Annotated in this window: 17 protein-coding genes, 7 tRNA genes and 1 pseudogene; 10 read left to right on the top strand and 15 right to left on the bottom strand. The window is 43.6% G+C overall.

Annotation, left to right across the window (positions count from 1 at the left end):
- Nucleotides 1–8: 8 nt before the first annotated feature.
- The 6 genes and pseudogenes from acsC to EYS13_RS04210 form a co-directional block, all read right to left on the bottom strand.
- A complete protein-coding gene (acsC, locus tag EYS13_RS04235; RefSeq protein ID WP_227766236.1) occupies nucleotides 9–1,346 on the bottom strand; it encodes an acetyl-CoA decarbonylase/synthase complex subunit gamma in 1,338 nt (445 codons plus the stop codon).
- 27 nt (nucleotides 1,347–1,373) lie between these two features.
- Nucleotides 1,374–3,554 (bottom strand): acetyl-CoA decarbonylase/synthase complex subunit alpha/beta, encoded by a 2,181-nt coding sequence (gene acsB / locus EYS13_RS04230; protein WP_227766234.1) that lies wholly within the window; start codon nucleotides 3,552–3,554, stop codon nucleotides 1,374–1,376.
- A 27-nt stretch (nucleotides 3,555–3,581) separates the two neighbouring features.
- Complete coding sequence (gene cooS, locus EYS13_RS04225; protein ID WP_227766231.1) at nucleotides 3,582–5,600, bottom strand: anaerobic carbon-monoxide dehydrogenase catalytic subunit; 2,019 nt, start codon at nucleotides 5,598–5,600, stop codon at nucleotides 3,582–3,584.
- Nucleotides 5,601–6,105: 505 nt separating this feature from the next.
- Nucleotides 6,106–7,387: pseudogene (locus EYS13_RS04220) on the bottom strand (IS110 family RNA-guided transposase).
- A gap of 126 nt (nucleotides 7,388–7,513) precedes the next feature.
- Nucleotides 7,514–8,287, bottom strand: a complete 774-nt coding sequence (locus tag EYS13_RS04215) for an ATP-binding protein (RefSeq protein WP_227766230.1) — start codon at nucleotides 8,285–8,287, stop codon at nucleotides 7,514–7,516.
- Between the two features lie 251 nt (nucleotides 8,288–8,538).
- A complete protein-coding gene (locus EYS13_RS04210) occupies nucleotides 8,539–9,498 on the bottom strand; it encodes an ABC transporter substrate-binding protein (RefSeq protein ID WP_227766228.1) in 960 nt (319 codons plus the stop codon).
- 505 nt (nucleotides 9,499–10,003) lie between these two features.
- On the opposite strand from EYS13_RS04210, the gene EYS13_RS16200 reads away from it, so the two are divergent.
- The 8 genes from EYS13_RS16200 (at nucleotide 10,004) to EYS13_RS04175 (ending at nucleotide 12,137) form a co-directional block, all read left to right on the top strand.
- The gene (locus EYS13_RS16200; protein ID WP_265332411.1) at nucleotides 10,004–10,741 is read left to right on the top strand and encodes a UPF0236 family transposase-like protein; all 738 of its coding nucleotides are present in this window, start codon (nucleotides 10,004–10,006) and stop codon (nucleotides 10,739–10,741) included.
- Nucleotides 10,717–11,403: a UPF0236 family transposase-like protein gene (locus EYS13_RS16195; protein ID WP_265332410.1), complete on the top strand. Its 687-nt coding sequence runs from the start codon at nucleotides 10,717–10,719 to the stop codon at nucleotides 11,401–11,403. Before EYS13_RS16200 ends, EYS13_RS16195 begins: the two co-directional genes overlap by 25 nt.
- Nucleotides 11,404–11,641: 238 nt before the next feature.
- Nucleotides 11,642–11,718 (top strand) — tRNA-Pro (locus EYS13_RS04200).
- A 16-nt stretch (nucleotides 11,719–11,734) separates the two neighbouring features.
- A tRNA-Glu gene (locus EYS13_RS04195) sits at nucleotides 11,735–11,810 on the top strand.
- Nucleotides 11,811–11,886, top strand: a tRNA-Asp gene (locus EYS13_RS04190).
- A gap of 2 nt (nucleotides 11,887–11,888) precedes the next feature.
- Nucleotides 11,889–11,963 (top strand) — tRNA-Thr (locus EYS13_RS04185).
- 7 nt (nucleotides 11,964–11,970) lie between these two features.
- A tRNA-Tyr gene (locus EYS13_RS04180) sits at nucleotides 11,971–12,056 on the top strand.
- Between the two features lie 6 nt (nucleotides 12,057–12,062).
- Nucleotides 12,063–12,137, top strand: a tRNA-Gln gene (locus EYS13_RS04175).
- Between the two features lie 306 nt (nucleotides 12,138–12,443).
- Here the strand turns inward: EYS13_RS04175 and EYS13_RS04170 are convergent.
- The 3 genes from EYS13_RS04170 to EYS13_RS04160 form a co-directional block, all read right to left on the bottom strand.
- Nucleotides 12,444–13,175 (bottom strand): YkgJ family cysteine cluster protein, encoded by a 732-nt coding sequence (locus EYS13_RS04170; protein WP_227766226.1) that lies wholly within the window; start codon nucleotides 13,173–13,175, stop codon nucleotides 12,444–12,446.
- A gap of 131 nt (nucleotides 13,176–13,306) precedes the next feature.
- A tRNA-Leu gene (locus EYS13_RS04165) sits at nucleotides 13,307–13,394 on the bottom strand.
- Between the two features lie 119 nt (nucleotides 13,395–13,513).
- A complete protein-coding gene (locus tag EYS13_RS04160) occupies nucleotides 13,514–15,466 on the bottom strand; it encodes a cell division FtsA domain-containing protein (protein WP_227766224.1) in 1,953 nt (650 codons plus the stop codon).
- A 123-nt stretch (nucleotides 15,467–15,589) separates the two neighbouring features.
- On the opposite strand from EYS13_RS04160, the gene EYS13_RS04155 reads away from it, so the two are divergent.
- Nucleotides 15,590–16,273 (top strand): AzlC family ABC transporter permease, encoded by a 684-nt coding sequence (locus EYS13_RS04155; RefSeq protein WP_227766221.1) that lies wholly within the window; start codon nucleotides 15,590–15,592, stop codon nucleotides 16,271–16,273.
- A complete protein-coding gene (locus EYS13_RS04150) occupies nucleotides 16,258–16,578 on the top strand; it encodes an AzlD domain-containing protein (protein WP_227766219.1) in 321 nt (106 codons plus the stop codon). Before EYS13_RS04155 ends, EYS13_RS04150 begins: the two co-directional genes overlap by 16 nt.
- Before the next feature lie 123 nt (nucleotides 16,579–16,701).
- On the opposite strand, the gene hemL is transcribed toward EYS13_RS04150, so the two are convergent.
- From hemL to nirJ1, 6 genes are read right to left on the bottom strand one after another with little or no spacing between them, the layout of a single operon-like run.
- Nucleotides 16,702–18,003, bottom strand: a complete 1,302-nt coding sequence (gene hemL, locus EYS13_RS04145; RefSeq protein ID WP_423055321.1) for a glutamate-1-semialdehyde 2,1-aminomutase — start codon at nucleotides 18,001–18,003, stop codon at nucleotides 16,702–16,704.
- 30 nt (nucleotides 18,004–18,033) lie between these two features.
- Nucleotides 18,034–18,504, bottom strand: coding sequence for a siroheme decarboxylase subunit beta (gene ahbB / locus EYS13_RS04140; RefSeq protein ID WP_227766217.1), 471 nt, complete (start codon nucleotides 18,502–18,504; stop codon nucleotides 18,034–18,036).
- Nucleotides 18,494–18,982 (bottom strand): siroheme decarboxylase subunit alpha, encoded by a 489-nt coding sequence (ahbA, locus tag EYS13_RS04135; protein WP_227766215.1) that lies wholly within the window; start codon nucleotides 18,980–18,982, stop codon nucleotides 18,494–18,496. Before ahbA ends, ahbB begins: the two co-directional genes overlap by 11 nt.
- Nucleotides 18,983–18,988: 6 nt before the next feature.
- Nucleotides 18,989–20,011, bottom strand: coding sequence for a putative heme d1 biosynthesis radical SAM protein NirJ2 (nirJ2, locus tag EYS13_RS04130; RefSeq protein ID WP_423055320.1), 1,023 nt, complete (start codon nucleotides 20,009–20,011; stop codon nucleotides 18,989–18,991).
- Nucleotides 20,008–20,985 carry a porphobilinogen synthase gene (gene hemB / locus EYS13_RS04125; RefSeq protein WP_227766211.1) on the bottom strand — a complete coding sequence of 326 codons (978 nt, stop codon included), beginning with the start codon at nucleotides 20,983–20,985 and terminating at the stop codon, nucleotides 20,008–20,010. The genes nirJ2 and hemB overlap by 4 nt, the downstream gene beginning before the upstream one ends.
- A gap of 31 nt (nucleotides 20,986–21,016) precedes the next feature.
- Complete coding sequence (gene nirJ1, locus EYS13_RS04120) at nucleotides 21,017–22,189, bottom strand: putative heme d1 biosynthesis radical SAM protein NirJ1 (protein ID WP_227766209.1); 1,173 nt, start codon at nucleotides 22,187–22,189, stop codon at nucleotides 21,017–21,019.
- Nucleotide 22,190: the final 1 nt, after the last annotated feature.

Raw genomic sequence — 22,190 nt, 5'->3', positions numbered from 1 at the left:
TCAGCCTCCTATGCAAAATGGGCTTTGGCAAAAGCAGTAATTCCCGAAGCTTCTCTGGGGCCTACCATGACTTTCCACCCGCTAAGTTCTTCCAGCTTACCGCTTAAGACCGCCACTAAACCGGGAATTACCAAAGTACGGTGCTTAACTTTTTCCTCTACCCCCAGTTTCTTTAAGACAGCAGCAATCTTTTCCGCTTCAAATTTGCCATCGGCATAAGCAGTTAACACAGATAAACCATCGGTGTCTACCGCTAAAATATACCCGGGTATCTTGCTGGCTTCTACTTCACCTTCCACGGAATAATACGCCAAGGAAAAGTTGGTCGTAACATAAACAGGTGAATTATCGGTAACATTGCCCACCGCGTAGAGATTCTCCTGAACTTTAATCGGAACTTGCGGGTCAGTGTATAGGTTTTGTCTCCAGGATAGTAGCGGTAAAAAAGCGCTTCTAGCAATTGTATTCATAACTACAACACTTGCATATTTGCTGACGTAGACGGCTGCTTCCAAAGACTCTTCCGTTGGATCTTCTGCGCTAGTAAAAGCGATGATGGGATAACCGAATGGTCTAAACCGTTTTTTAATCGCCAGTCTACGAATTTGGGTAAAATCGGCAATTGCTTTGGACAACTCACCGGGACCAGGATCTAAAACCAGATGTTTATGACCTAAAGCTGTAATTTTCTCCACCAGGCCGGCCAGATCATGCAAATTTTCCGCTCTGACTGCCAGCGGGCAACTATACTCTTTGGCTAAATTAGTCATGGCCTCATAATTATCTGCAGTGGCACAATAAATCAGTGGCTTTTCCTTGCCGGCAACAGCTAAGGCAGCTTCCATAGCTTTTTGATTACTGCTTATTAAAACAAGGGCCAAGGAACTGTCACTCTGCGCTTGACGTACTGCAGCCGTAAATTTTTCGGGGGATCCGGAATCATTTTGTACTGCAAGCAATTGAACTTTATATTGTAATCCAACCCGGGTGAAGGTAAGGTTGCTAATCTCCTTAATCCTGTCGCTCAATGCTTGCTCTTCCAGCGCATCACTGACCGTAACGGCAACAGCTGTCTCATGGTAGAATTTCTTATCGTGCCTGAATAGTTCAGTTTCGTCTCCCAGCTCAACGGCTGCTTCACCGGTTCCGACTATTATTTTAGCAATAGGCGGAGCAGAAGCTGATTCCAGGTTAGCTCTGGCTTCCTCGGTAACATAGGGGCAGCTATCCAAAGAAGCCTTGCCTCCAGCCAAAGCCATAGCGAATGCCAAACAGGTTGGAGGCCCGCATTCACCGCAATTCTTTTTGGGTAGTTGTTTGTAAATCTCTAAACCTGACAGTGCCAATCTTTTCCTCTCCCTTCATAAATTAATTTATAAAAGCGGTTCCATCGTTAAAGCCGGATGTCCCTTTTCCTCAAGAAATGGCAAAATCTCTTCTACTGTGGTACCAACAGTTTCATCGGCAATTTTGTCCACAAAATCTTCTCCCAGGCCTTCTTCAAGGGCCCGCTGCACCAAATCCTGCCCTAAGAATTCCTTTAGCTCTTTGGGCATCCAAATTATCCTGGACAACCCTCCGTCGGCAGTGATAAACTTCTTGCTCACAATGTAACTGCGTCCTATACCCATAAATCCGGGAGTTTGAGTTCCTCCGCCTACCATACCGGCCAGAGTGGAGAAAGTCATCCCACAAGGAGTCATGCCGCCGTGTTCTCTGGTAGTAATCATTATGCCGTTCACTTCCGGAACAATAGCCATGATTGCTTCAAAGCAGCCACAAGAAGTCATAGGCTTATCCATCAGCGTATACAGGTAAACTTCTTCCAGAGTACGGTTAGATGCAGTGTACAGGTATTCATTGACGCTCTTCCACATGCCTTTAACATCGTCTAAAGCGGTACCTTTGACAATAGGCTGGTTAGGACCGGCATTATTGATTTCATAGGATGCTTTTGCGTCCAACCAGGATACGGCACCACAGAGGCCTACCCTTTCGGGAGTTACAATACAAACATGGTTTGGAGCAAATGATTGACAAAGAATACAGGAATAGAACGTATCTACAGCATCATCGGTTAAGCCGCGCATTCTGTCATCTCTTGCTTTATAACGTTCCCTGGCAATTTTAATTTTTTCTTCAACCACTGCAGGATCATTAATAATAGTAACTTGGACCCTATCTACTATAGCTGGAAACTCCTGTTTCATCTTGGCAATTAAAATATCGCCGTAATGCTTAAATTTGAATCCTTTGGCTACTGCCTCTTTACTAACCCGCAGCCAGTTTAAATCTCTTTGTGCAGTATGCCAGAGTCCTTCGCCGTAGTTAATAAAATCGTGGATTCTGCGCTCAAGAACGCCTTCAAAATCATCCTGCATTTTACGGCCGTAGATATCGACCATTAATCCGAAACTCAATTTTTCTCCCTCTGCTATTTCATCCATTTCCCTGCCTATAACCGTAATCTTACCGTCCTCGATTTCATCTTCATTAACACGTCTCACCAGTTCGAAAGAAGGTGTTTTTCCACCTCCCATTTCAATATACATATCGTTTTTGCGGATGGTTTCACCTTCAAAAGCTGGACCAAAGTTGATTGGAATATCTATAGAAATATTAGTTAATTTTATTCCTCTAACTTCTAAAGCGGTTTGCACAATTTTATCGTAATCGGGAACTGAGATGTACCAGTCATTAATCGTTTCCTCGGGTTCCAGTTCCTGATCTGTGATGACTGGAAAACCTAAGAAAATACAACCCATTTCAGCTGCAGTTTTAACTTCATCTCTTTCGCCCAAGTGCAATACAAAAGCCAAAACACGGCGGCGCTGGTAATCCCTATGCTCTTCCCGCAGTCCAGGAGTTATGCCTCCAAAAGCCATTCCGGCCCGCAAAGCATAATTTGCGGCATGGACAACCTGTGTAAAGTTACCTACGGGAAATGCAATATAATCAATTCCCAGCTTTACATTTTCCTCCAGCAGCTGCTCTATGATTTCGTCGCTTAGAAACAGCATCATACCCTTGCCCATTAAATCATCCACTAACTTTTTCGCGGCTTTGCTGTCTTTAGCCCTTCCCAGGATCACCGCCACACCGGGAATTGTCCAGTCAACCATTTTTATGCCATACTTCCGTAACACCGGATCCCCCAAAAAACCTGTCCAGGGTTCAACAGCCATGGAGTCCTTTCGCAAATACCTTATTGCTTCAATAATTTCAGCTGCATAAAGTGTAGCTTCACCAGCAAGCCTGGCATTTTCAAAATTCAGTTCGGACCTCACCTGGTGACGCATCCTGTTTAAAATTGGCACTAACTGTCCGAGTTTCGTAACTTCTTCCCCGCTGAGGGAGCGAATAACAGGCAGGAAGTATGCCGTATCAGGGTAACCAATAGCGGCATCTTCGCCATACAGACGTATCGCTTGATTTAAAAGAATTTCAGCATAACTGGTAGCTATCACCGCTCCATCATAAACCTGCTGAAATAGTTTTTTCGGCTCTTGACCCGCTACTATAGCGCCTTCGTAAATCTTATCAAAATCACTCATGCTTCTCCTCCTTCCCATTGGAACAAATTAGTAAGCCTTGCTCAAATCAGTGCCGTATTTAAGAGCTGCTTCGCGATGTACACCGAGTTTCCAAGTACGGTATTCAAGGGCGCTAAGCAGTTTTTTGGCAGCAACTTTTGGATCCGTTTCAAAGATAAAGTAACCACCAAATACATCTGAAGCGATTTGGGTTGCAATGCCGTAAATCAATTCACTGCCTTCAATGGGAGGCATAGTGCCAACATGGGTCGGAATTCCCATGGCAACATTCCAGGAACCAATTGCCACAGCCTTTTCACTCATCGCCTCAGGAGCTGAAGCAACAAACGGCACTTTCGGTATATCCACGCCTAATTGGTTAGCCATCATGGTATAGATATCCACAACTCTGCTGTTGTCCACACAGGAACCCATATGGAAGATGAGCGGCAATTTTTCGGTTAAATCATTGCTTTGGTTTAACCGGTATAAGAACTTTCTTAAACCTGGCCCGGCATATTTTTCTACTGCTTCAGGATCCAACAGTCCATGCTTGGCAAATGCCTGTGCAGAACAACCGGTAGCCAGTAAAAGGACATCTTTTTGAGCCAATTCTTTAGCAATTGTTAAGTGATTATAATCCTGGTAACCTTTTAAATTATTACAACCGCATAGGAGTGCAACACCTTTCAATTCTCCGGATAAAATGGCTTCTGTTACAACTTTGATGGGTTGATCTGGTTCAAGGCTGGCTAACAATTTTAGAAAGGCTTCTGTACTAAACCCTGCAACAACCTTATTTTTTATTTGCGGGATGTTAACTGAATTTGGATTGCGTTCTGTGAAGGCATGAATGGCTAATCTAATTACTTCTTTAGCAATATCCAAAGCTTTGTCTTCGTGGAAAGCAAAATGGTAAGCTCCTGGAATTTTTACGTGATGCTGGGTAGTGACTATTTTTGTATGAAAGCATTCTGCCACTTGCCTTATAGAAGGCATAATACATTGTAGGTCAACAACCATTGCATCTAAAGCGCCTGTCATAATGGCCAGTTCTTGGGAAGCAAATGAGGTAACCAGTGGTACCCCTTGGCGCATTAGTACTTCATTACCGGTACAGCATATACCGACAAGATTAATGCCCTTAGCACCAGCCTTAACAGCTTCCTTTTCCATTTCTTGGGCAGCTTTAACCATGATTTCACTTAGCAAGGGGTTATGGCCGTGTACTGCAATATTAACTTTGTTTTCATCTAAAACACCTAAATTAGCTTCAGAGACTACCGGTTGGGGTGTCCCAAAAATAATATCAGAAAAATCTGTTCCGATGTGTTCACCGGCATAGTCCGATAATGCAACTTTTAGGCCGTGGAAAATTAAGTTTACAGGATCGGCATCCATACCCATATGTGTACCGCTGATTAACTCCACGATATTACCATTGATACTATAAGGCATAATGTTATGACTTATAAATTTTTCGTTACGTCCCTCTGTAACTGTTGTTTTTACCCAAGTAGCAGGTACTTCATCATCTAAACGACTGTAATCTTCAAGGGCAGCTATGGCCAGTTCTTTAGCTATTTCTAAATCTGATTTATCTTTAGTATCAATACCAATTCTTTCGGCAACCTTATACAACTTCTCTTTGTCTACAATACTGTAATCGGGGGCTTTTCCCTCAGCTACAGCGAATAATGCCTTGGCAATGTGCTTGCCGTGATCGGAATGAGCTGCAGCCCCTCCGGCTATTAGTCGGACCAAATTCCTAGCCACTATGGTATAAGCGGAAGCGCCGCAAATTCCTTTACTTCCCGGCCCATAGCCAGGCTTAACCCGGCAAGGCCCTTGCAGGCAGATTCGACAGCATATGCCCTGGTAACCAATTTTACACTGTGGTTGTTGAGCTAAAAAACGGTCATATGTGGTAACCACATCTTTCTTTTTTGCCTCTTCAAGCATGGCTAGCGCTGCAGGGTCCACAGTACGTTCTCTAATCTTACCCTCAACTACTCTGGGAGCATCAGAGGGTTTAGAAGTATGAGTTAAATCCCTAAATCTTGGCATAAATTAACCTCCCTCTATAATCTTTAATTTTCTTTGAAAATCTCGCTTAATCTTAGATTTTCATTTGTACAAAGTCAATCCTCTTGGACAATATGCCTATTTTTGTATATATCTGGATTAACAAGTGTATACCGACAGAATATGCGTCTTTTAAACGTATTTCGGCCATGTAATCCACTTGTTCTCCGGTGGCAAACCTCCCATGTCTCACAGGGTCTGTGCCCCTAAATTCCTTCGTACTGCCTGCCCATGAGGTGGATGTCAGCCTTGCTCCTTTGCTGGGTCAAATGCCCTTATGGATAAATTTCAACCTGACTATTCCGGCTCGCTTTGTCAATGAACGTAATCTTTAATTAAGCAAGGTTTTTTTACATTTCCAGCACCGCTTGATTGCTTGTTACATTGCAGGAGTTTGACTGTCAAGGGGCCGCGATAGCGGCGACGCAGTCTTTACCCTTGACTGGCAAACGGATGAAATGTAACATTGTCAGTTGCGGTGCGCTTTTTAGGCGGCTTCCTGTAATTCTTGCCTTCTTATATCACTCATCATTTTTTGTGGGTCATAAGCTACGCCTTTTCTCAGTAAGGTGTAAAATATCCTTATGAGCTTACAGCATAAGAGTACTAGCGACTGTTTCTTTTTGAGCGGGTTCTGTGGCCTTGTTGTGTAGTACTGGTGTAGTTCTTTAAATTCGTTGTTCTTAGCCACTATGGGCATAATCCCTTGAAATAACAACGATCTTAGCCTTTTTCGCCCTCGTTTGCTAATAGTTGTTTGGCCCTTATGCTTTCCTGAGCTATTTTCTTTCAGGCTTAGTCCCGCCAGCTTCTGTACCTGCTTTGGATGTTCAAACCTTGTAATATCCCCTACTTCAGCTATAAACCCTGCTGCTGCTATGAGGCCTACTCCCTTGATTTTTAGCATTTCTTCAATACCGGGAATCTGCATGGCTAATTCTTCTATTAGAGCCATTGTCCTTTCATATTGCCTCTGCAGCATTTCATATTCTTCTAGTAGTGTGGCAAGTTCATTTTGAGCTGCTCTTAATCCTTCTCGTACTCCTACTGATATCTTTGCTGCCTCAACTAGTTGGCTGGCTCGTCTAACTCCAACAGCTCTGCTGATTTCTTTTCTCCAGCTGGCAACTATGCCTTCGACGCCTTTTTCAAGTACTTTATCCGGTGTTGGAAACTCTTTTAGCGTTACTATTGCTGCTTTGCCTTCCCAATCCCCAAAGACTCTGTTGAACTCCGGGAAATATATGCTTATCCAGCGTTTAACTCTGTTTCGGATGCTGTTAAGCTGCTTCACTAATCTTAAGCGGGTTTCCATTGCATTTCGTAAATCGCTGTAAATTCCTTCGGGAATGTACGGTTCCATGTATCGACCGTCTTTTACCAGCATGGCAATGGTTTTGGGTCCTTTCGGTCATTTTTGGTCGGATTATTATCATCAATTCTTTGCTTCGCTTTACGTGAAACGGATTCACTAGTACTATTTTCAGCTGGTGATCCTTAAGATGCTGGGCAAAGGTAAACCAATAGTGTCCCGTAGGCTCCATCCCAACCATTACCTGCTGCTTCTGCTGTTGTTTTGCCACACTTTTTACCCACTCAGAAAATGTCTTGAAGCCGTTGTTGTCATTATTGAATTTTAGTAGCTTAGCTAGTTCTACGCCTCTGTAATCGAAAGCTCTGGCGTAATTTGTCTCGCTAGCTACATCTACACCAATGATTAAAGTCTTTTCTGTTATTTGCAAAATTCTTGAGTTCTGGTTATACTTCATATTGAGTACCTCCTCTGTTATTTAAGGGTCGCTAGTTAATCGACACCTCGACACCTCGTATGTTAACAGGAGGTACTTCTTTTTTCAAAGCTCATTTTAATTCATTACAGGAATGCTCCTTGTCTTTTAGATTTGGATTACTTGCTTTTCTGCTACCCTCCTTAATAGCAATTCTCCTAACCCCACTATCGCCTGTGTTAACTTTTTGTTTTGTACTACTTCCCCCCTGGACTCTTTCAACACTTCTTCTTCATAGTCAATAACTAAAGCCAGATTTGAAGCAAAGTTTTGCTTCAGAAACTCATAATCTGCAGAGCAATGGACTTTATTCCCTATGAATTGTATATTCTTAATCCCCAGCTCTTCCGCCAATTTAGCAATAACCTTGGCTGATTGTACACTTGTCTTGGTAGGTTCTGTCACAATTAACATCAGATCAACACCTTCAGAAGTGCCTCTGGTTAAATGCTCTATACCCGCCCCCATGTCAAGGATTACAATTTCTTTCTTCTCCAGCAAAAGGTTGGAAATAACAGCACGCAAAACGGCATTTTCTCGGCAGTAACATTCCGTCCCTCCGCGTTTTAACCCGCCCATTTTCAAAAACTTGATATTTTCTTTTTGTAAGACATATTTTGCAAGCAATTCATCTACATCGGGGTTTAAAGTGTAAAAAGCCCCCTTCCCACCGCTTTGTGCCAAGATATCTTCCCGCATTTCCACCAACGGTCTAAGCTTAAGTATCAATTCCTCGGGAAAACCTAAAAAGTATCCTAAACTCAAATCAGGGTCAGCATCAACAGCAAAAACAGTAAAACCTTCTTGAGCAAAATATTTGGCTAATTCTGCGGAAACGGTTGTTTTACCAACCCCACCTTTTCCTGCTACAGCAATTTTCATAAGATCACCCCATTTGAGTTATTCGAATAATTGTAAATAATTGAATTTTCGATATTGGATTAAAAATTCCTTTTTATTCTTTATAGGAAATAGAAATTAAAGAAATTACTGTAATTAATAATACGACATCAACTTAAACATTCCTCTTGTGAATGTGAATATTATCACATATTTTTCTAAAAAAAATCAGATCTTCCTTTTCGTAGCTTTTTTCAGTACATCTTTATGCATTTCCCAATCCATCTGGGCTGCTACGGCAGAATTTTCGCCTTAGCTGTCAGGGAAGGCGGTACTTTTATTCCTAATTCGTTTGCAGTTTGCCAGTTTATAAAAATATCATTATCCCTGCTGCTTTCGACGCCCAATTGGGCAATCTGCTTTTCTTTTTTTAATAATTTCACAGCCATTTCCCCTGTTTGTCGGCCCAATTTATAATAATTAACTTCCACTGCAGCCAGTGCTCCTTGTTGCACACCAGCAGCCTCTCCCGTAAAAACCGGTTTTTTGGCCAGTTTTGCCCACAGCAATATTTCATCCAACCCGGAATTTACAGTCTTGTCGGTAGGAAGATAAAGCACATCAATCTCACCCAAAAGATTTTTGGCTGCATGCACTGCTTCCATGTCGTTTTCAACTTCTTTGGTAATTATGGTCATGTTATAGTCTGCCACACTTTCCCGTAACCTTTCAACCTGCAACGCAGCATATCTTTCCGCTTTGTTGTAAATAATTCCTATTGTCTTGGTTTCCGGAAGCAGTTCCCGCAGCAATTGAAGCTGCGCGCAACCAGTGGTAAGATCTGTGACGCCGGCAATTAGCCTTGCTGAATTATTTAACTTTTCTTCCAGCCCGGCACCTACAGGATCGGTTACAGCTGTAAACAGAACTGGGATACGGTTCTGTGAAATGGCAGCTCTGGCGCTTGGCGTAGAAATAGCAAGGATTAAGTCCGTTTTCTCCTTAGTAAATTTATCTACAATATATCTCGCTTGTTCTTCATCTCCCTGGGCATTTTCATAGCTGATCAAAATATTTTTGTCCGGTTCAAAACCACTCTCTTCTAAATAGTCCATAAAACCTTGCCTGGCAGCATCTAAGGAAGGATGTGACACAATTTGTATAACTCCTAGGGTTGTTTTTTTCTCCTGACAGTTGCCAAGAAGAACTAACGCAATAACAAAAAGCGCCAGCCATAGTCCTTTTTTTAACATAAACCATGTCCCCCCAAAAAAGCATCCTCAGTTAATTCTACTGCGCTTTAATCCAAACAATTCCTTTTATTGAATTAAGGTTCTAATAATTCACAGCAATCTCCAGCTCTTTAAGGACCTGGAGTTGTAAATAAGCCGTGCTGTCAGTAACTATTTTAATCATTTTTTTTCATACCTCACTAGTCAATCGATTCTCCTACGAGAATAATGTATAGTTTTTTTAAGTGTCAAGCATCTTTCTCTAAAATTACATGCTGAGTTTATGAACATTTGCCTGCTTGAGAAATAAATAAATAAAGTCCTTTATTTATTTTCTAAAGAATTTTCTAAAGGATTCTTAGGATTCTAAAGGATTCTAAAGAATTGAAATACCAGCTGTTAGTGTAAAATTACTGTAGGATACCCTGCAGGAAAAAAAGGGCAGGGGAAAGAAATAAGACCTCACCGTCTGGCGAAAGACGGAGCCTTAAGCCCTAAGGCAAAAAGACTCGAGAGGTGAGGTCTTATGGAAAAGATAATTCAACACTTATGGGATAAATTCCTGCTGGTTGGGGAAAACGTAATTGAGGCTTTAGAGAGAAAAATCACATATCCGGAGTTGGAAATCAAGGTTAAAGAGATCCTTAACCAATTGGGAAAAGACATACTGAAGATGGTCCTGGAAACCCAGGATGCTTATCTGGTTGAGCACCGGGAAGAACGTCCCGGTTGGGTGGTTGAGCGGCGTCAAGAAGAGAAACATGTGGTCACAGTCTTTGGAGAAATGAGCTATCATCGTACCTACTTTTACCATAAAGAAACCCAATCCTACGCTCATTTAGTTGACGACTATGCCGGATATACACCACACATGCGGGTGGATGCAGCAGCTAAGTCCGTATTGGCTGACATGGCTACCGAACAATCTTACCGTCGTAGCGGCAGAGGGCCGGAGCAGTACGGATGGGGAGAAAGTTTGAGTGGACAGACAGTCAAGAATACCATAGACAGAATTAAAGTGCCCTTGAGTAGCGATGATATAATACCTGCGCAAAAGCGAAGGGTGAGGATTTTGTACATAGAAGCAGACGAGGACCACGTAGCCCAGTGGGGAAAAAAGGGACGGATGCAAATACCGTTGATCTATGTACATGAAGGAATAGAAAAAGCAAGCCGGGGTAGGAACCGGCTCCGGAATGCCCGCTATTTCAGCGGACCGTACAAGACCATTGACGACTTATGGTTTGCTGTCCTGACTATATAGAAAAGCAATATGAACTAGACCAGATAGAAAGGATTTATATAAACGGGGACGGAGCAGCGTGGATTCGCAGCGGAACAGAAATAATACCCAAGTCCATATTTATACTTGACCTCTTCCACCTGAGCAAATATATAATAGCCGCTGTAGGCCCTGAGCCCAAACTACAAGCAGCCCTTTGGGAACATATAAAGCGCAGTGACTTGGAAAAAGTAATGGTTGTATTGGATAAAGCCCAAAAACTCCGTCCAGAGCGCCAGAAAGCGATTACAAAAACGAAGCGGTACATTCGGGGGCAGTGGGATGGGATAGAAGCGCGTAACCGATACCGTGAAGAAGTGCAGGGATGCAGCGCAGAAGGACACGTAAGCCATATACTATCTGCCAGATTAAGCAATCGGCCAGGGGGATGGAGCAAAGCAGGAGCCGAACAAATGGCCAGCCTTCGGGCAGCCAAAGCCAACGGGTTAAATATAAAGGAAATATACCTGGCCCAGCAAAAACAACCGGTAAAAGCGTTACAGGTAGACGCAGAAAAACTAAAAAGGGCCAAGAGAACAATCCAAAGGAACGTGGCAATAGAAATGATTCGGAATATGCCCATCCTGAAAGGACCCCAGAGTCCATTGACCAAGGCCCTCAGGGCACTAGCCGCTACTGCATAGACCTGTGCTAAGGGCAACCAGAAATAATATGTATCTTCATAGTAAAATATTAGCAATACAACCATATAATTCAAAAATTAATCAAAAAATATCAGGCAAATTTACAACGAGGCTACCGCTCTGAACCGGATAGGTGAATTTTTTTCGTAAAAAATCCTACAGTTACTTGACACTATCATACCAGCTTAAAAATGTTGACACAAAAAAAAATATTAGCTATAATAACACTTGTCGTTGTCGGGGCGTAGCGCAGCTTGGTAGCGCATCTGGTTTGGGACCAGAGGGTCGGGGGTTCAAATCCCTCCGCCCCGACCAGTAGACAAAATAATATGGCCCGTTGGTCAAGTGGTCTAAGACACCGCCCTTTCACGGCGGTAACAGGGGTTCGAATCCCCTACGGGTCACCAGGAGCCGTAGTGTAGCGGTTAACATGTCGGCCTGTCACGCCGAAGATCGCGGGTTCGATTCCCGTCGGCTCCGCCAACGCCGACGTAGCTCAATGGTAGAGCAGCTGACTTGTAATCAGCAGGTTGCGGGTTCAAATCCCATCGTCGGCTCCATTTTCATGGAGAGATTCCCGAGTTGGCCAAAGGGGGCAGACTGTAAATCTGCTGGCAATGCCTTCGCTGGTTCGAATCCAGCTCTCTCCACCACTTGATTGGGGCGTAGCCAAGCGGTAAGGCAGCGGATTTTGGATCCGCCATGCGTTGGTTCGAATCCAGCCGCCCCAGCCATAACCATAAAAAGAACAAAACACCTTCGCAAGGAAGGTGTTTTGTTCTTTTTTGCTTTATCGCTACACTGATACATAAAAAAACGGGAAATTTAGCAAATTAAGCGATGTTAGCATTTAAACTACAAATAGGATGGTGTAGCAAGCATGTCTGAACAAAAAGATTACCAAAGCAAAAATGAAAAATCAGGACCTAGTGTTCTTAGGGAAAAAGACTGTGAAAACTGTATGGAATCCGACTGTCCAGTCATTAACGGTTTATGCTAGTCAAAACTGAAGGCAATAAGTCTTGGTGCTGCACCAAGACTTATTGTTGTTCTATAAGCTGTTTTAAAACCATCCTTCCCTGTTTTTCATAAGCATCCAGAAATTGTTCTTCGCTTAATTCTTCTAGCAGGTGAGGTTCACTAAACCGCTCCAGAAACCATTTTCCCATAGCTAAACAGTATTTCACTTTCGTTTTATCGTTTATTCCGGAACAAGTTAAATCCAAACGGGCCCCGTCAAAATCATAAACTATTTTAAAGAACAGTTTATATTGCTTGTCGCTTATAGTTTTAAGTTCATAGCTTTGTAATATTTCTTCCATAAAATCATAGTAGAGTTTGCTCATTTCCAGATAAGTTATCGCCTCAGATGCTTCCAGCCAGCTATTAAGGTTCCACCGGCATCCTGTTAAAAGGCCTTTGCAATATAAACTCATTTGTAAAACAAAATTTTCTTCGCTGCGGCCTACCGGAAATAGCCGGCATGGCAACGGCCGGTAAGGATGGATCCGGCATTTTTTGCCCCGTTTGAATAAACACTCCCCTTTTTTCACATGCTTTAAGACAGGCAAAAACCAACCCGTATCCTGCAGTTTCAAGAAAAGCACATACTGGGGGATAAATTCGTGAGTTGGCAGATTTAAACCGGCTGATAAGCGGATTATATCGTAAGGGGTTAACTTGATTAACATCTCATTGCAACAATTGCCGCACATCTTACAAACGAAGTTAAAATGCTCCCCATTTTGCAAAACACGTTTAACTTCCTGCATAATTTTTCCCTCTTCCGTTTGCCTGCCGAGCTTGACCATTATAGCCCTAAAAATGCTTAACTGCACAAACAAGAAAATAGTAAACAAAAGTAAAAGGCCTTAGGATGCACAAACCTAAAGCCTCTACTTACTGGTGCGGCAGAAGGGACTTGAACCCCCACCCTGCTAATCAGGACTAGAACCTGAATCTAGCGCGTCTGCCAATTCCGCCACTGCCGCATTTCTTTAACCAGAACATTATTCATTATAACATGAAATCAGGATTTGTCAAACCTTCAAAATTATTTTTTTCTATTTTTGTTCAATTTAGTTCAAGATATTTTCTGTTAGTCATCATTTTACTTCCAGTGCAGTTCAACATCATCTTCATATTTTAAAGCTGTAGTAAAACCCGCCTCTTCCCCATTCACTTTCATGACAAGAGTTCCTTTCTCCTTTTGGGCCATTAAATCAAAATCCAGCAAAGCAAATAAATCCGACAAAATTGGCGGTGTTTTTTTAGGCCACTCAAACTCCATGTTTTGTCCATTTAAAAAGATTTTAAAATTAGCCCGCGCTGGATCGGTATTTCCACCGGTTTTAACTTCTAAAACATCCCCTTCCTGTAGCAAAGTGCTCATGTCGGCATTTTCTCCGTTTACTTTTAGGACAGCAATTTCTTCATGTTTATAACCCAATAAAGTTAGTATCTCCCCTAGCCGGTTCACAGTGTGGTACTCTATTTTGCAATTATCCTCCAAAAGGAAATCAGCATCAGCAGCTCTGCCGTTCACTTTGACCTGCGGCTTAACATGAATTTCTTGGTCATTAACCAAGATCCGCAGCGGATTTAAATTTACGACCTCTTTCAAAGTAGCTATGCGGTCCTTGCCATCCACTGCAGGAATAAATTTAATCTGATCTCCTTTTGTGATGTTATCCTCTAATTTACAGGGCCGATCATTAAGAAAGATCTGGGCAGGAGTGCCTTTGTGCCCGCGTAAAAATGTTAACTGGCCGTTAATTTCTACAGCCAAGGCTTTGCCAGGCTTACCATAGAGATATTTTAAATTAATGCCTGCAGCAATCAAGGCATCTGCTACAGTTGATTTTTGATAAGTCGCCAGTCTTACCGGTCTTTGATTTACCCCAACTTCCATAAACCTAAAACCTAAATTCTTTAAACCGCTAATCGCAATACCTAAGGGAGTGATCATTTGCGGCACACTTAAATTGTTGATTTTGCCTTTTATTCCTTTGAGAATTTCTTTGCCTTTGACTCCAATGCGGTTGGCGGGCAATTCCAGGTGCGCCGCAATTTTCGCGATTAAGCCGGGAGTGAGGCTGCCTCCGCCAACACAAATTACCGCCTGCGGAGCTCTCCCATTTACCTCCAAAAGCGCATTGGCTATTTGTTTTGCAAGGTCATCCACTGTATCGTCTATTACCTCTTTCACCTTGTCGGTCGGTACAGTATGAGCATTGCCGAGTACATCATGAAAACGTATTGTTTTTTTACTGAGTCCTCTTTTGACCTTTTCGGCAGTTTGAAAATCCAGTAAAAAAACCTGGGCTATTTTTTCTGTAATTTCATCCCCAGCAACAGGTACCATGGCATAGGTCTTTACAGAACCATCGGAAGTAATGGCAATGTCTGAAGTTCCCGCACCGATATCAATCAGCGCCAGATTCAACTGGCGCATATTGCTTGGTATAGCCATCTCCGCAGCCGCAATTGGCTCCAGGGTCAAACTCCGCATTTTTAAACCCGTGCGTTTTAGAACAGCAAATAAAGAATCAATAACCACCCTTGGAAGAAATGTGGCGATCACCTCAACCTCCATCTTTTCACCCATTTGTCCCAATAAGTTAACGATGCGGCTGCCATCAAGAAAATAATTGGTGATACTGTAACCCACGCAGTAGTACTCTGCATCTAAAGCATTTTCTTGTTGTAAATTTTGTTGCGCCATTTGTACCGCTTGCATTTCCAAGCCTAGTATATCTTCGAGAGTAATTTCCCGAAGTTCAAGCTGGAAGCACCCTTTTCCCTTAGCGGTCTTTAACGAACGACCTGCAGCTGCCACTGCCACTTCCTCTATTCTTTCCCCTAGTATTTTTTCCAATGATTGCTTGATATTTTGCACAACCTCTGCAACCAACGGAATATCGTGGATTTGGCCGTCGTACATTGCCCTTTCCTTATGTTCTTCGACTGCTGAGGCAATTATCTTGTAATTTTCTTTCTCTTTCTCCATAGTTATACCGACAACACTACGTGTTCCTATATCAATGGCCGTTATACGGTCCATACTCTTTTCCACCTCCAAAAATGTAGATTTACCATAATATTCGACTTATAATATAAGTATTCCTGTCTATACCCCGACAGAGCAACAAACACCTAACTTGGTGGCAAGAACGGAGTGAGCTATTTGTCTACAGGACTATTTATTGTTGGACTCAAGGATGCACTGCCAATTGCATTAGGTTACCTGCCTCTTGGCTTTGCTTTTGGTTTGCTGGGAGCCGAGGCCGGTCTGAAAACACTGGAGATAGTTCTGATGTCGCTTTTTGTTTACGCCGGCTCAGCTCAATTTATTGCTGTAAGTATGTTAAGCTCAGGCGCCAGCAATATGGCCATAATTATAGCCACTTTCTTTGTTAATTTCCGGCATTTTTTAATGAGTACCGCACTCTTGCCACATTTCCGGAATTTTTCGCCACGCGTTATTCCTTTGCTAGCCTACGAGCTTACTGACGAAACGTTTGTAGTATCAACCGCCAGGTATAGCCATGAACCGCCCCACCAAAGCTACCATTTGGGCTTAAGCTTAACATCTCATTTGGGTTGGATAAGCGCTTCCTGGCTAGGGGCCAGCACCGGCTCAGCATTAATCTCGACAGAAAAATGGGGCTTGGATTTTGCTTTACCTGCCATGTTTATTGCTTTGCTTTTTTTCACGCTGCGCAACAAGCGGTCTTATTTAGTGGCCTGCTTGGCCGGAGGTTTTTCGCTCTTTGCGGCTCTTTACATTCCTGGCAATTGGGGAGTGCTTTTAGCGGCTATTCTGGGAGCTACGGGAGGTGTAATCAGCGAAAAGTGGATAGCAGAATAGTCTGGTTGCTGCTTGGCATGAGCCTAGTTACTTATTTGCCAAGGGTTTTGCCTTTGGTGCTTTTTAAAAATTTTCAGCTTCCTGATCTGTTGTTAAAATGGCTTGGCTATATTCCAACTGCAATTTTGGCAGCCCTTTTACTGCCCAGCCTGCTGATTAGAAACGGGCAACTCAACATTGCCTCGCATAATGAATACTTAATAGCTGCTCTGCCTGCATTTCTGGTAGCCAAGACAAGCAAAAGCATGGTCTGGACAGTGCTGGCTGGAATGGGGGCTGTGATGTTGCTCAGGACAATTGGCTAAAAAATACCAACAGGCCAGCAGTACTGCTGGCCTGTTGGCTCAAGGAGGTCTATGAAGAAGTGAGTGTGTACTTCTATTATGACCCCTTTTTTTAATTTCATACACGTTCTTACTAAAAAGTTTCTATTTTTCAACTTGTGCCTGATAAGCTGCCTGAAAAGCCTTACGGCTGGCAGAGATGGTACGGTCAATGTCTTCCCAACTATGAGCCAAGGACATAAAGCCTGCCTCAAATTGCGAAGGTGCCAGGTAAATTCCTTGTTCCAGCATGGATTTAAAATAGGCAGTAAAAGCTTTCAAATTTGAGGTGGACGCACTTTTATAGTCGGTAACCGGTTGAGCTGTAAAGAAAACTGAAAACATCGCTCCCACCCGGTTAAATGTAGCTTTAACGCCACTGGATTCGGCCGCTTCTTTTAAACCTGCCTCCAAAAGGGCGGATTTTTCTTCTAATTCGGTATAAACGCCGGGTTTGCTCAAAAGATTAAGGGTTGCAATACCTGCGGTCATTGCCAAAGGATTGCCGGACAGAGTACCTGCCTGATATACCGGACCGGCAGGCGCAACTTGTTCCATAATTTTTCTCTTGCCACCGTAAGCGCCTACGGGCAAACCGCCTCCAATAATTTTACCCAAGCAGGTTAAATCGGGATCTATTCCATACAGCTCCTGTGCCCCTCCATAACTTACCCGAAATCCGGTCATAACTTCGTCAAAAATGAGCAATACCCCATAGTCAGCTGTTAATTGGCGCAGGCCCTGTAAAAATCCTGGCAAGGGAGGAACACACCCCATGTTGCCTGCTACGGGTTCAACTATTACCGCAGCTATATCATCCCCTTCCGCGGCAAAAATTTTTCGCAAGGTTTCAAGGTCATTATAAGGCGCAGTAATAGTATTGCTTGCTATATTTGCAGGAACGCCGGGGCTGTCAGGTACTCCCAAAGTTAAAGCGCCGGAGCCTGCTTTAATCAGCAAATGATCCGCATGCCCGTGATAGCACCCTTCAAACTTGACAATTTTATTTCTTCCTGTGTATCCCCTGGCTAAACGCAGCGCACTCATAGTTGCTTCAGTGCCCGAATTAACCATCCTTACCATTTCTATGGAAGGTACAGCACTAGTTACCATTTCCGCCATAATATTTTCCAGTTCAGTCGGGGCGCCGAAGCTGGTGCCTATTTCATCAATACAATTTTTCAAAGCAGCACATACTTCGGGATGATTATGGCCTAAGATTAAAGGCCCCCAGGAAGCAACATAATCAATATACTCATTGCCGTCTACATCTGTTACTTTCGAACCTTTCCCGCTTTGAATAAAAGGAGGATTTAAGCCAACCGCTTTAAAAGCTCTGACCGGGCTATTCACGCCCCCGGGAATCAATTCTTTTGCCTTAGCAAATAATTCCTGTGAACGCCGCATTTCAAGCGCCACGTTATCACCATCCTTAATCTATTCCATAAAATACTGCATACTGGACTTTTTCAGTTCCTCGGTGCTAAATAACAACTGATAATCGTCTATTTGGACTGTCCGGGAGATATTGGCGGCAACCTTTTCACATTCTTCCGCCGTTTTCGCATGGATCATGGTGAAGAAGTTGTAAGGCCAATCAGGATAAGTTGGACGTTGATAACAATGGCTTACTTCAGGGAAAGCAGCCATTAATTTTCCAACCTCTGCAGCTCTTTCTTCCGGAACGATCCACACTACCATGGCATTTGCCATAAAACCAACTTCCCGGTGACACAAAGCTACCCCTAACCTTCTGATTATACCTCGTTCTTTCATCTCCCGCATTTTCTGGAGCAACTCCTCTTCGGTAATACCCAGCCGTTCGGCAATTGCTTGATAAGGTTTTTTGACTAGCGGGAGATCACCCTGTAGTTCCCTGACAATTGCTTTTTCCAGTTCATTCAACATCGGGAGCACCTTCCTTTAAGTTAAAATTAACGTTGATTTTAAAAAAGTTGACTGCCGGAAGGTTAAGCAGCTGGGAAATTCCCGTTATTTTTTTGATGCCGGAGATAGCGTCTTCCAAAGCCTCTTGCGAAGGAGCGATCAATGTAAACCACATGTTGTATTCATGCTGGCGTAGATAATTATGAGTTACGCCCGGGAGGCTGTTAATGTAGGCGGCAACAGATTTTAATTTATCCTCTGGAACTTTCAAGGCACAGAGGGTACTGACGTAGCCAAGCTTGCGGGAATCAAAGACAGCACCAATCCGCCGGATATAGCCTTCTTTTTTTAATTTAGCCAGCATTTCCAGAATTTTTTCTTCAGTTGTTTTTAGCTGCTCGGCCAAAACTGCGAAAGGTTCCGGTTCAATAGGCAAACCTTCCTGGATAGCGGTCAGCAATCTCTTTTCGGCCGGAGTTAATTCTTGGCGATTATCCACTGCCTATTAAGCCCCCCGTCTTCCCTGATAAAGACACCAGGGCTCCTCTGCCATATAATCCCCGTCATTATAGAAGTAAGCTCTTGCCCTACAGCCACCGCAAGCCTTTTTATATGCGCATGAACCACATCCGCCGCCGTAATCTAAAGTGCGCAGTTTATTGAGTATGGGGTTGGATTTCCAGATTTCACTAAATGGTGTTTCCCGAACATTCCCCAATGGGATATTTAAATATGCGCATGGTTGAACGTCACCTTTGGGGCTGATGATACAGTAATGGGTACCGGCCAGACATCCCCTTTGAAAGCGCATTTCCATTCCCAACTGCTTGGCAATGCGCATGAACTGGGGTGCACAAGTAGGCTTAAGCTCGATTGCCACTTCCTTTTGTTTTTCTAAAATTCTGGTGAGGACTTTTTCGTATTGCTCTGCCCGCAAAGATTCCTCTTCAATGTTTACCGCCCGACCTGTAGGCACCAAGAAAAAAAAGTGATGGGCAACAGCCCCCAATTCGACGGCAAAGTCGGTTATTTTTTCTAATTCCTCGTAATTCCAGTCAAAGACCGTAGTATGCACCTGGAAAGGGAGTCCTGCGGCCTTACAATTTTTCATGCCTGCTACAGCTTGTTCCCAAGCGCCTTCGTAGCGGCGCAGGCGGTCATGTTTTTCCGGATCTATGCTGTCTAAACTGATTCCTATACCTAAGGCGCCGGCTGCTCTGAGCTTTTCGGCAACTTCAGGGGTGATTAAAGTACCGTTAGTACCGAATACCGGTCGTAGGCCCAGACTCTTGGCGTAGGCTACTAACTCGTAAATATCTCCTCGCATTAGAGGTTCCCCGCCGCTGAAAATCATGATCTTGAAACCGGCTTTAGCGATTTCGGTTAACATCGCTTTAGCTTCCGACGTTGACAGCTCATCACTGACTTTAGCCCCGGCATCACGATAACAATGATCGCAATACATGTTGCATTGATTAGTTGAATTCCAGGAAATAATCACTATGCATACACCTCCTGTACCAGCTATGCTTTGAGCCACTCTGCCACATCTTTAGCCCAATAGGTGATTATCAAGTCTGCCCCGGCTCTACGCATACCGGTAAGAAATTCAATCACTACTTTCTGCTCATCGATCCAGCCCTTTTGGGCCGCGGCCTTCACCATAGCATATTCACCGCTGACATTGTAACAAGCTACGGGATAATGGAACCGGTCTTTAACTTCCCTAATGATGTCAAGGTAGGCCAGTGCCGGCTTAACCATTACTATATCGGCGCCTTCCTCAATGTCCAATTGTACCTCCCGCAGAGCTTCTTCCCGGTTGGCGGGATCCATTTGGTAGCTCCTGCGGTCTCCGAATTGAGGCGCCGAGCCGGCAGCATCTCTGAAAGGCCCGTAAAAACCGGAAGCATACTTGGCAGAATAGGCCATGATGGGGATATGGGCAAAACCATGTTCGTCCAAACAGGAGCGTATAGCTTTAACCCGCCCGTCCATCATATCGGACGGCGCTACCATATCAGCGCCTGCCTCAACATGAGACAATGCCGTTCGTGCCAAAAGCTCCAAAGTCGAATCGTTTAGAATTTCTCCGTTTTGTACTATTCCGCAGTGGCCATGGTCCGTAAATTCACATAAACATACATCGGTAATCACTACTAAATTCGGGAACTCCTTTTTCAAAGCCCGTACAGCCTGCTGTACTATGCCGCTGGAATCATATGCCCCCGAGCCAACAGGATCTTTGCTTTCCGGGATACCGAACAAAATAACCGCCTGAATGCCCAGGTTAATCACTTCTTGGGCCTCCCGCAACAATTCATCAACGGAAAGCTGAAAAACTCCAGGCATTGAAGCCACGGGATTTTTCACTTTTTGCCCGTGGATAACAAATAAAGGATAGATTAAATCCTGAGTATTCAATACAGTTTCCCGTATCATGCTGCGCAGTTGCTCGGATTTTCGCAACCTTCTTGGACGGTAATTTGGAAAAAAGGACACCTGCTTTACCTCCTATCTGGAATAGTTAGTTTTACAAACCGATTTCAGCATCTGTCAAATAGCAGGCAGGATCAGACTCCCAGAAGTCACCTGTAACCGCTTCAGCCCTGGCGCGGAAATTGCCATTGCAAACATCGAGCCACCGGCATTTGGCGCACCGGCCTTTTAACAGCGGTTTTCTATTCTTTAAACCTGCCAAGATCGGATGGCTAACATCGGTCCAAATTTGGCCAAAAGGCCTCTCTTTAACATTACCGAAAGTATGGTTTTGAGTAAATTGATCAGGATGAACGTTGCCGTACCAGTCCACTTCTCCAATAGCTATCCCTGTTCTGTTGCCTCCGTTTATTTTGAGTAAATTCAGCACTTGTTCCGCTCTCAACGGATCCGAATTTTGTAATTTCAGATAAAGATATACCCCATCGGCATGGTTATCAACAGTTAAAATCTCTTTTTCCAGTCCTCGCCGGTGAAAATCCATTGTTTTTTCCATGATCAAGTCCATAGCATATCTGGATTCTTCGTGGGTAATATCTTCTTTTACCATCTCACTTCCGCGACCGGAGTAAACTAAATGGTAAAAACATACCCGTGGAATATTTTCTTCCTCAATTAATTTAAAAATATCATGCAAATCAGCATAATTATGCCTGTTAATGGTAAAGCGCAGCCCCACCCTTTGTCCGACCTCTAGACAGTTTTGGATGCCGCGTAAGGCTGCATCAAAAGCCCCTTTTTTGCCGCGAAACCGATCGTTGTTTTCACCTATGCCATCCAGACTGATTCCGACGTATCCAACCCCTATTGTTTTCAAGTCTTTAGCCATTTCTTTGTCAATCAAGGTACCGTTCGTAGAAAATGTAACCCTGATCCCGTGCCTCGTGGCATATTTTGCAAGGTCCATGATATCTTCCCTAATTAAAGGTTCTCCGCCGGAAAAAAGGATCACCGGCACATTAAAAGCAGCCAGGTCGTCAATAAAACGTTTCGCTTCAGCATGGGTCAGCTCGCCCTCATATTTTTTGCTTTCCGAGCCGGCGTAGCAATGGATACATTTTAAATTACATGTTTTTGTACAATTCCATACCACTACCGGCCCTTGATTAGTGGTAGTCCCATGAACAGCACCGCGGGAGCTGTGACTATATCTTAAACCATCGCCAAAATATGCTGAATCGCATAAAAGTTTAGTAACGCTGATCAAG

Origin of the sequence: Zhaonella formicivorans (assembly GCF_004353525.1) — a bacterium.
GTDB lineage: Bacteria > Bacillota > DUOV01 > DUOV01 > Zhaonellaceae > Zhaonella > Zhaonella formicivorans.
Note: the sequence above shows the minus strand (reverse complement) of the source record. Positions and strands in the feature narration are given on the sequence as shown.